At 66.9% G+C, this 8,323-nt stretch carries 7 protein-coding genes; all 7 read left to right on the top strand.

The genetic code is table 11. From position 1 onward, the window contains the following. Positions 1-289, top strand: a 289-nt coding sequence (locus VGG53_RS22635) for an FHA domain-containing protein (protein WP_331520362.1), incomplete at its 5' end; no start/stop codon positions are given. Between the two features lie 116 nt (positions 290-405). Further along, entirely contained in the window at positions 406-873 is a 468-nt protein-coding gene (locus VGG53_RS22630; protein ID WP_331520361.1) for an FHA domain-containing protein FhaB/FipA, read from the top strand. After that, positions 870-2,342, top strand: coding sequence for a PP2C family protein-serine/threonine phosphatase (locus tag VGG53_RS22625; RefSeq protein WP_331520360.1), 1,473 nt, complete (start codon positions 870-872; stop codon positions 2,340-2,342). The genes VGG53_RS22630 and VGG53_RS22625 overlap by 4 nt, the downstream gene beginning before the upstream one ends. Further along, positions 2,339-3,748, top strand: a complete 1,410-nt coding sequence (locus VGG53_RS22620) for an FtsW/RodA/SpoVE family cell cycle protein (protein WP_331520359.1) — start codon at positions 2,339-2,341, stop codon at positions 3,746-3,748. The genes VGG53_RS22625 and VGG53_RS22620 overlap by 4 nt, the downstream gene beginning before the upstream one ends. Further along, positions 3,745-5,226, top strand: coding sequence for a D,D-transpeptidase PbpA (pbpA, locus tag VGG53_RS22615; RefSeq protein WP_331520358.1), 1,482 nt, complete (start codon positions 3,745-3,747; stop codon positions 5,224-5,226). The genes VGG53_RS22620 and pbpA overlap by 4 nt, the downstream gene beginning before the upstream one ends. Beyond that, positions 5,223-6,533 (top strand): serine/threonine-protein kinase, encoded by a 1,311-nt coding sequence (locus VGG53_RS22610; RefSeq protein ID WP_331520357.1) that lies wholly within the window; start codon positions 5,223-5,225, stop codon positions 6,531-6,533. Before pbpA ends, VGG53_RS22610 begins: the two co-directional genes overlap by 4 nt. Then, positions 6,530-8,323 (top strand): Stk1 family PASTA domain-containing Ser/Thr kinase (pknB, locus tag VGG53_RS22605; protein WP_331520356.1); only part of this gene is annotated, 1,794 nt, incomplete at its 3' end. The genes VGG53_RS22610 and pknB, both read left to right, overlap by 4 nt.

The raw sequence follows: 8,323 nt of genomic DNA, 5'->3' as shown, positions 1-8,323 counted from the left end.
CGGGTCGGCGGTCACGCTGCAGCTCGATGACGGCAGTGGACGCACCTACCAGTTGCGCGAAGGCCCCAACGTCATCGGCCGCGGACAGGACGCGCAGTTCCGCTTGCCGGACACCGGTGTGTCGCGTCGCCACTTGGAGATTCGCTGGGACGGCCACGTAGCGCTGCTGTCCGATCTCAACTCCACCAACGGGACGACCGTCAACAACGCGCCTGTACAGGAATGGCAGCTGGCCGACGGCGACGTGATCCGGCTGGGGCACTCCGAAATCGTCGTCCATATCCATTGAGCCCGTAGGTCGCCAAGGCATCCAGCTTCACCCCGAGTCGACCGCCGTCCAAGTATCGTGACGTTGCTGTATCCGGGCACGTGAGGCACGCGGCACCAGGACGGAGAGGACGCCAGATGCAGGGACTCGTACTGCAGCTGACGCGCGCCGGTTTCTTGATGTTGTTGTGGTTGTTCATCTGGTCGGTACTGCGGATCCTGCGCACCGACATCTACGCGCCGACTGGCGCAGTCATGGTCCGGCGCGGTTTGACCTTGCGCGGAACCCTGCTGCCGTCGCGGCAGCGCGGGAATTCGGCACGCTATCTCGTGGTGACCGAGGGGGCATTGGTCGGTGCGCGAATCACCCTGAGCGGTCAGCCGGTACTGATCGGGCGTGCCGACGACTCCACGTTGGTGCTCAATGACGATTACGCGTCGACGCGGCACGCGCGGCTTTCCCAGCGAGGCTCGGAATGGTATGTCGAAGATCTAGGATCGACCAACGGCACATACCTTGACAGGGCGAAGGTGACGACGGCGGTACGGGTTCCCATTGGCACGCCGGTGAGTATCGGCAAGACGGTAATTGAGTTGCGGCCGTGAATTTGGTCTTGCGCTATGCAGCGCGCAGCGATGTCGGCCTGGTGCGATCCAACAATGAAGATTCGGTGTACGCAGGCGCGCGACTGCTGGCGCTCGCCGACGGTATGGGCGGGCACGCCGCTGGCGAGGTCGCGTCGCAGTTGGTGATCGCCGCGCTCGCCCACCTCGACGACGACGAGCCCGGCGGCGACCTGCTGGCCAAGCTCGACACCGCCGTGCACTCCGGCAACTCAGCGATCGCCGCTCAGGTCGAGATGGAGCCCGACCTCGAGGGCATGGGCACCACACTGACGGCAATCTTGTTCGCGGGCAACCGCATTGGGATGGTGCACATCGGCGACTCGCGCGGCTATCTGCTGCGCGACGGCGAGCTGACTCAGATCACCAAGGACGACACGTTCGTCCAGACCCTGGTCGACGAGGGGCGCATCACCAGGGAAGAGGCCCACAGCCACCCCCAGCGATCGTTGATCATGCGCGCACTGACCGGCCACGAGGTCGAGCCCACCCTGACCATGCGCGAGGTCCGCCTCGGCGATCGCTATCTGCTTTGCTCGGACGGACTTTCCGATCCGGTGAGCGACGAGACCATCCTGGATGCACTCAAAGTTCCCGACGTCACCGACAGCGCCGACCGGCTCATCGAACTGGCGTTGCGCGGCGGCGGCCCCGACAACGTGACCGTGGTGGTCGCCGATGTCGTCGACAACGACTACGGATCCACTCAGCCGATCATTGCCGGCGCAGTGTCCGGTGACTCGGACGTCTATGACCAACTCACCCGGCCGAATACCTCGGCGGGCCGCGCATCGGCGATCGGCCCGCGCAAAGAAGTTGCCAAACGCGTTGTGCCTCAGATGGATACGTCTGCGCCGCCGGGACGGTCGCGACGGCGATTGCTGATCGGGATCGCGCTGGCGATCCTGCTGGTGCTCGCCACACTCGCCGTGGGCCGGACCGTCATCCGCAGCTACTACTACGTCGCCGCCTACAACGGCGCGGTGTCCATCATGCAGGGCATCCAAGTGTCCATCCTGGGCGTGCCGTTGCACCAGCCGTACTCGCACGCCTGCCTCAACAGCCGCAACCAGTTGTCGGTTGTCCGTTACGGCCAGGGCGGCGCCACTCGCGATTGCCAGCCGATGAAGCCGTCGGATCTGGCCGAGTCGGCGCGCGCTCAGGTCGCCGCCGGACTTCCGGTGGGCACGCTCGACCAGGCCAACACGCAGTTGCGGCGGCTGGCCACCGAGTCGCTGCTGCCGCTGTGCACGCTTTCGCGCGCCCAGTCGCCGCCGACCTCGACGTCTCCGCCCGCGCCGACCATCAGTCCGGCACCCGGGCCGGGCGCGGAAACGTCTGTCCCCCAATCGGCTCCGGTGAGCCCGCCGCCGACATTCGTGGCGCCGACCGCCACCGCTCACTCCCCGCCGCCGCCCCAGCCGGGAACCGACTGCCGGACCCCGGAATGACCACGCAGCCCCAAGCACCGGTCACCGTCACCCCTTCGTTGCCGAATCGGCGCAATGCCGAACTGCTGCTGCTGTGTTTCGCCACCGTGATCACAACTGCGGCGTTCGCGATCGTGCAGGCCAACCAGGAACGCGGGGTCGGCTGGCAGGTACTCGACTACGCGGTGGGATTTCTGGCGGTGTTCGCCGTCGCGCACCTGGCCATCAGACGCTATGCGCCCTATGCGGATCCATTACTGCTGCCGATTGTGGCGCTGCTCAACGGGCTTGGGTTGGTGATGATTCACCGGCTCGACCTCGACGAGAGGCTGGTCGAGGGCAGCGGCCGCACTGTCACGAATCCGCAGATTCTGTGGACGCTGGTCAGCGTGGGCGCCTTTGCCTTCGTGGTGATCTGGTTGAAGGACCACCGTCAACTCGCGCGCTCCGGCTACGTCTGCGGGCTGACCGGACTGGTGATCCTGGCCATACCGGCACTGCTGCCGAAATCGCTGTCCGAGCAGAACGGTGCCAAGATCTGGATTCGGTTGCCGGGCTTCTCGATTCAGCCTGCTGAATTCTCGAAGATACTGTTGCTGATTTTCTTCTCGGCGGTATTGGTAGCCAAGCGCGGGCTGTTCACCAGCGCGGGCAAGCATGTGCTGGGCATGGATCTGCCGCGGCCGCGCGATCTGGCTCCACTGCTCGCCGCGTGGGTGGCCTCGATCGCCGTAATGGTCTTCGAAAAAGACTTGGGGACTTCGCTTTTGCTTTATGCGTCGTTCCTGGTGGTGGTTTACCTGGCCACCCAGCGGTTCAGCTGGGTGGTTCTCGGCCTGGCCTTGTTCGCGCTGGGAAGCGTTGCGGCGTACTTTCTTTTCGGCCACGTCCGGGTCCGGGTGCAAACCTGGCTGGATCCCTTCGCCGACCCGGACAACACCGGCTACCAGATCGTGCAGTCGCTGTTCAGCTTCGCCACCGGTGGCGTCTTCGGCACCGGGCTCGGCAACGGGCAACCGGACACCGTGCCTGCTGCGGCAACCGATTTCATCACCGCGGCGTTCGGCGAAGAACTCGGCCTGGTGGGATTGGCCGGCCTGCTGATGCTCTACACCATCGTGATCGTGCGCGGTATGCGCACCGCGATCGCGGTGCGGGACAGCTTCGGCAAGCTGCTGGCCGCGGGCCTGGCTTCCACGCTGGTCATCCAGTTGTTCATTGTTGTCGGCGGCGTCACCAACCTCATTCCGCTGACCGGCTTGACCACACCCTGGCTGTCCTACGGCGGATCGTCGTTGCTGGCGAACTATGTGCTGCTGGCGATTCTGGTGCGCATCTCGCATGCGGCCCGGCGCCCGTTCCGCACCGCGCCGCGCAACCCCTCGCCGATCGCCGGCGCGAACACCGAGGTGATCGAGCGGGTATGAACACCTCCCTGCGCCGGATTTCGGTGACCGTGATGGCGCTGATCGTGCTGTTGCTGTTCAACGCGACGCTCACGCAGGTGTTCACCGCCGACGGGCTGCGGTCTGATCCGCGCAACCAGCGGGTTCTGCTCGACGAGTACTCCCGGCAGCGCGGCCAGATCACTGCGAGCGGCCAGCTGCTGGCGTACTCGGTGGCCACCGACAGCCGCTTCCGATTCCTGCGGGTATATCCCAACGGCGCGGCGTACGCCCCGGTGACCGGCTTCTACTCGCTGCGTTACTCCAGCACGGGTCTCGAGCGGGCCGAGGATCCGCTGCTCAACGGATCCGATCAGCGGTTGTTCGGCCGTCGGCTGGCTGACTTCTTCACCGGCCGCGACCCCCGCGGCGGCACGGTGGACACCACCATCAGCCCGCGCATCCAGCAAGCCGGCTGGGACGCGATGCAGCAGGGCTGCAACGGGCCGTGCCGCGGCGCGGTCGTTGCACTGGAGCCGTCGACCGGGAAAATCCTCGCACTGGTGTCCTCGCCATCCTTCGATGCCAACCTGCTCGCCTCGCACGACCCCGAGCAGCAGGCGCACACCTGGCAGCAACTTCGCGACGACCCGCACTCACCCATGATCAACCGGGCGATCTCCCAGACATATCCGCCCGGTTCGACGTTCAAGGTGATCACCACCGCGGCCGCTCTGCAGAACGGCGCGACCGAGGACGACGAGCTCACCGCGTCGGCGTCCATTCCGCTGCCGGACAGCACTGCCAGCCTGGAGAACTACGGCGATGCGCCCTGCGTGGACGCCGAAACCGTCACGCTTCGTGAGGCGTTCGCCCGGTCGTGCAACACCGCGTTCGTCCAGTTGGGCCTGCTCACCGGCACCGATGCGCTGCGCACCACCGCGCAGGCGTTCGGCTTGGACGCCGTCCCCGAACCGGTCCCGCTGCAGGTCGCCGAATCGACCGTCGGCCCGATCTCCGACGCCGCTGCGCTGGGTATGTCGAGTATCGGCCAGAAGGACGTCGCGCTGACGCCGCTGGAGAATGCGCTCGTTGCGGCTACCATCGCCAATGCCGGTATCGCCATGCAGCCCTACCTGGTCGACAGCCTGCAGGGACCTGACCTGGCTAACATCAGCACGACCGCGCCGCACCAACAGCGCCGCGCGGTGTCCCCGCAGGTCGCGGCTAAGCTAACTGAGTTGATGGTCGGCGCCGAGAATGTGACACAGCAGAAAGGGGCGATCCCCGGCGTGCAGATCGCATCCAAGACTGGTACGGCTGAGCACGGCACCGACCCGCGCCACACGCCACCGCACGCGTGGTACATCGCTTTTGCGCCCGCGAAAGCTCCGAAGGTGGCCGTTGCGGTGCTCGTAGAGGGAACAGCGGACGGCGGCAGTCCATCGGCGACCGGCGGTGCGCTTGCCGCACCGATCGGGCGCGCCGTCATCGAGGCCGCGCTGCAGGGAGGACCATGAGCCCGCGAGTAGGTGTGACGCTGTCTGGCCGCTACCGCCTGCAGCGCCTGATTGCCACCGGCGGCATGGGACAGGTGTGGGAGGCCGTCGACAGCCGACTGGGCCGGCGCGTCGCCGTCAAAGTTCTCAAGGCCGAGTTCTCCCAGGATTCCGAGTTCATCGAGCGTTTCCGGGTCGAGGCGCGCACCACCGCAATGCTCAATCATCCCGGCATCGCCAGCGTGCACGACTACGGCGAGACGCAGATGGACGGCGAGGGTCGCACCGCCTATCTGGTGATGGAGTTGGTCAACGGCGAGCCGCTCAACTCGGTGCTCAAGCGCACCGGGCGACTGTCGCTGCGGCACACGCTGGACATGCTCGAACAGACCGGTCGGGCGCTGCAGGTCGCGCACGCCGCCGGCCTGGTGCACCGTGACGTCAAGCCCGGCAACATCCTGATCACCCCGACCGGTCAGGTGAAGATCACCGACTTCGGGATCGCCAAGGCCGTCGACGCCGCGCCGGTTACCCAGACCGGCATGGTGATGGGCACCGCCCAGTACATCGCGCCGGAGCAGGCCCTGGGCCATGATGCGTCCCCGGCCAGCGACGTGTATTCGCTGGGAGTGGTTGGCTACGAAGCTGTTTCGGGTAAGCGGCCGTTCACCGGCGAGGGCGCGCTGACGGTGGCGATGAAGCACATCAAAGAGGCCCCGCCGCCGCTGCCGTCCGATCTGCCGGCCAACGTGCGTGAGCTGATCGAGATCACCCTGGTCAAGAACCCCGGCATGCGCTACCGCAGCGGGGGGCCGTTCGCCGATGCGGTCGCCGCGGTCCGCGCCGGGCGCCGTCCGCCGCGGCCCAACCAGTCGGCGGGCGGGGCACGCGCCACGCCCGCAGCCATTCCGTCCGGTGCGCAGACCCGCGCCGCAGCCACCGCCACCGCCCGGGCGCCCGCCGCCCGTCGTTCGCGCCCGACCACCGGCGGTCACCGCACCCCGCCGCCCCGCCGCACCTTCTCGTCCGGCCAGCGTGCGCTGCTGTGGGCCGCCGGGGTGCTGGGTGCGCTGGCGATCATCATCGCGATCCTCATCGTGATGAACTCGCACAACAACAGTTCGCAGCAGCAACCATCGGCGCCCACCGTGACCGATACCGGAAGCCCGCCCAGCAAGTCTGAGTCGGCTCCGGCGCATCCAACTAATTGGACGTATCGGGGGGCCGCGGGTGATCCTGGAGGGCAATGCACGCTGCCCACAGCCAGGCGGGCGCCCGCGCTGACGTTCTTTTGCGCGGTGCCGTCCCAACACGAGAAACCGCAATGACGACCCCGCAGCACCTGTCCGACCGCTACGAAGTTGGCGAGATCCTCGGCTTCGGCGGCATGTCCGAGGTTCATTTGGCCCGGGATGTCCGGCTACACCGAGACGTAGCGGTCAAGGTGCTGCGCGCCGACCTGGCCCGCGACCCCAGCTTCTACCTGCGCTTCCGGCGCGAAGCGCAGAACGCAGCCGCCCTCAACCACCCGGCGATCGTCGCCGTATACGACACCGGCGAAGCCGAGACGGCCGCCGGCCCGCTGCCCTACATCGTGATGGAGTACGTCAACGGCGTCACGTTGCGCGACATCGTCCACACCGACGGGCCGATCCCGCCGACCCGGGCCATCGAGATCATCGCCGACGCCTGCCAGGCGCTGAACTTTTCGCACCAGCACGGCATCATCCACCGCGACGTCAAGCCGGCCAACATCATGATCAGCACCACCAACGCGGTCAAGGTGATGGACTTTGGCATCGCCCGCGCGCTCTCGGACAGCGGCAACAGCGTGACCCAGACGGCCGCGGTGATCGGTACCGCGCAATACCTTTCCCCCGAGCAAGCCCGCGGCGACGCCGTCGACGCGCGCTCCGACGTCTACTCGCTGGGCTGTGTGCTCTACGAAATCCTCACCGGCGAACCACCTTTCGTCGGTGACTCGCCGGTTGCGGTGGCCTATCAGCACGTCCGCGAAGACCCGGTGCCGCCATCGCGACGCTACGAGGGCATCTCCGCCGACCTGGACGCCGTGGTGCTCAAGGCGCTGGCCAAGAACCCCGAGAACCGTTACCAGACCGCCGCCGAGATGCGCACCGACCTGGTTCGGGTGCACAACGGTGAGCCGCCGGAGGCGCCCAAGATCCTCACCGACGCCGACCGCTCGTCGCTGATGGCCTCGTCGCATTCGGGTGACTCCCCGGGTACACAGACCGATCCGCTGCCCCGCCAACAGCTGGACTTCGCCAGGGAGCGCAGCCCCGGTTCGATCAGCCGCTGGGTCGTCGCCGTGGCGGCGCTGGCGGTGCTGACCGTCATCGTCACCATCTTGATCAACACGTTCGGCGGCGGGATGCGCAATGTGCAGGTGCCCGACGTCCGCAACCAGGCATCGGCCGACGCGATCGCCGCGCTGCAGAACCACGGCTTCAAGACCCGCACCCAGCAGAAGCCCGACTCGACCGTTCCACCCGACCATGTCATCGGCACCGACCCCGGCGCCAACTCGAAAGTCGGTGCCGGCGACCTGGTTACGGTCGACGTGTCCACCGGCCCCGAGCAGCGCGAGGTGCCTGACGTCTCCTCGCTGAGCTACGCCTCAGCGGTCAAGAAGCTGAAATCCGCCGGATTCGGCCGGTTCAAGCAGGTCAACTCTCCGTCGACGCCGGAGATGAAGGACAAAGTCATCGGCACCAACCCGCCGGCCAATCAGACGTCGGCAGTCACCAACGAGATCACGGTGATCGTCGGGTCCGGTCCGTCGAGCAAGCAGGTTCCCGAAGTCGCCGGGCAGAACGCCGACTCGGCACAGAAGAACCTCACGGTGTACGGCTTCAGCAAGTTCAGCCAGGTGCCCGTCGACAGCCCGCGGCCGGCCGGCGACGTGGTCGGCACCAATCCGCCTGCGGGAGCCAATGTTCCGGTCGACACGATCGTCGAGTTGCAGGTCTCCAAGGGCAACCAGTTCATCATGCCGGACCTGTCCGGCCTGGTGTGGACCGAGGCCGAGCCGCAACTACGCGCGCTTGGCTGGACCGGGATCCTGGTCATGGGCTCCGACGTCGATGCGGGCGGCTCG

It is taken from the genome of Mycobacterium sp. (genome assembly GCF_036490025.1).
Classification (GTDB): Bacteria; Actinomycetota; Actinomycetes; order Mycobacteriales; family Mycobacteriaceae; genus Mycobacterium.
The sequence above is the reverse complement of the archived record's forward strand: the minus strand, read 5'-3'. Positions and strand labels throughout refer to the sequence as shown.

What these genes read in the sequence shown, in the direction of transcription:
- VGG53_RS22630 (WP_331520361.1), top strand. Translation starts at nt 406, where the DNA reads ATGCAGGGACTCGTACTGCAGCTGACGCGCGCCGGTTTCTTGATGTTG.
- VGG53_RS22620 (WP_331520359.1), top strand. Translation starts at nt 2,339, where the DNA reads ATGACCACGCAGCCCCAAGCACCGGTCACCGTCACCCCTTCGTTGCCG.
- pbpA (WP_331520358.1), top strand. Translation starts at nt 3,745, where the DNA reads ATGAACACCTCCCTGCGCCGGATTTCGGTGACCGTGATGGCGCTGATC.
- VGG53_RS22610 (WP_331520357.1), top strand. Translation starts at nt 5,223, where the DNA reads ATGAGCCCGCGAGTAGGTGTGACGCTGTCTGGCCGCTACCGCCTGCAG.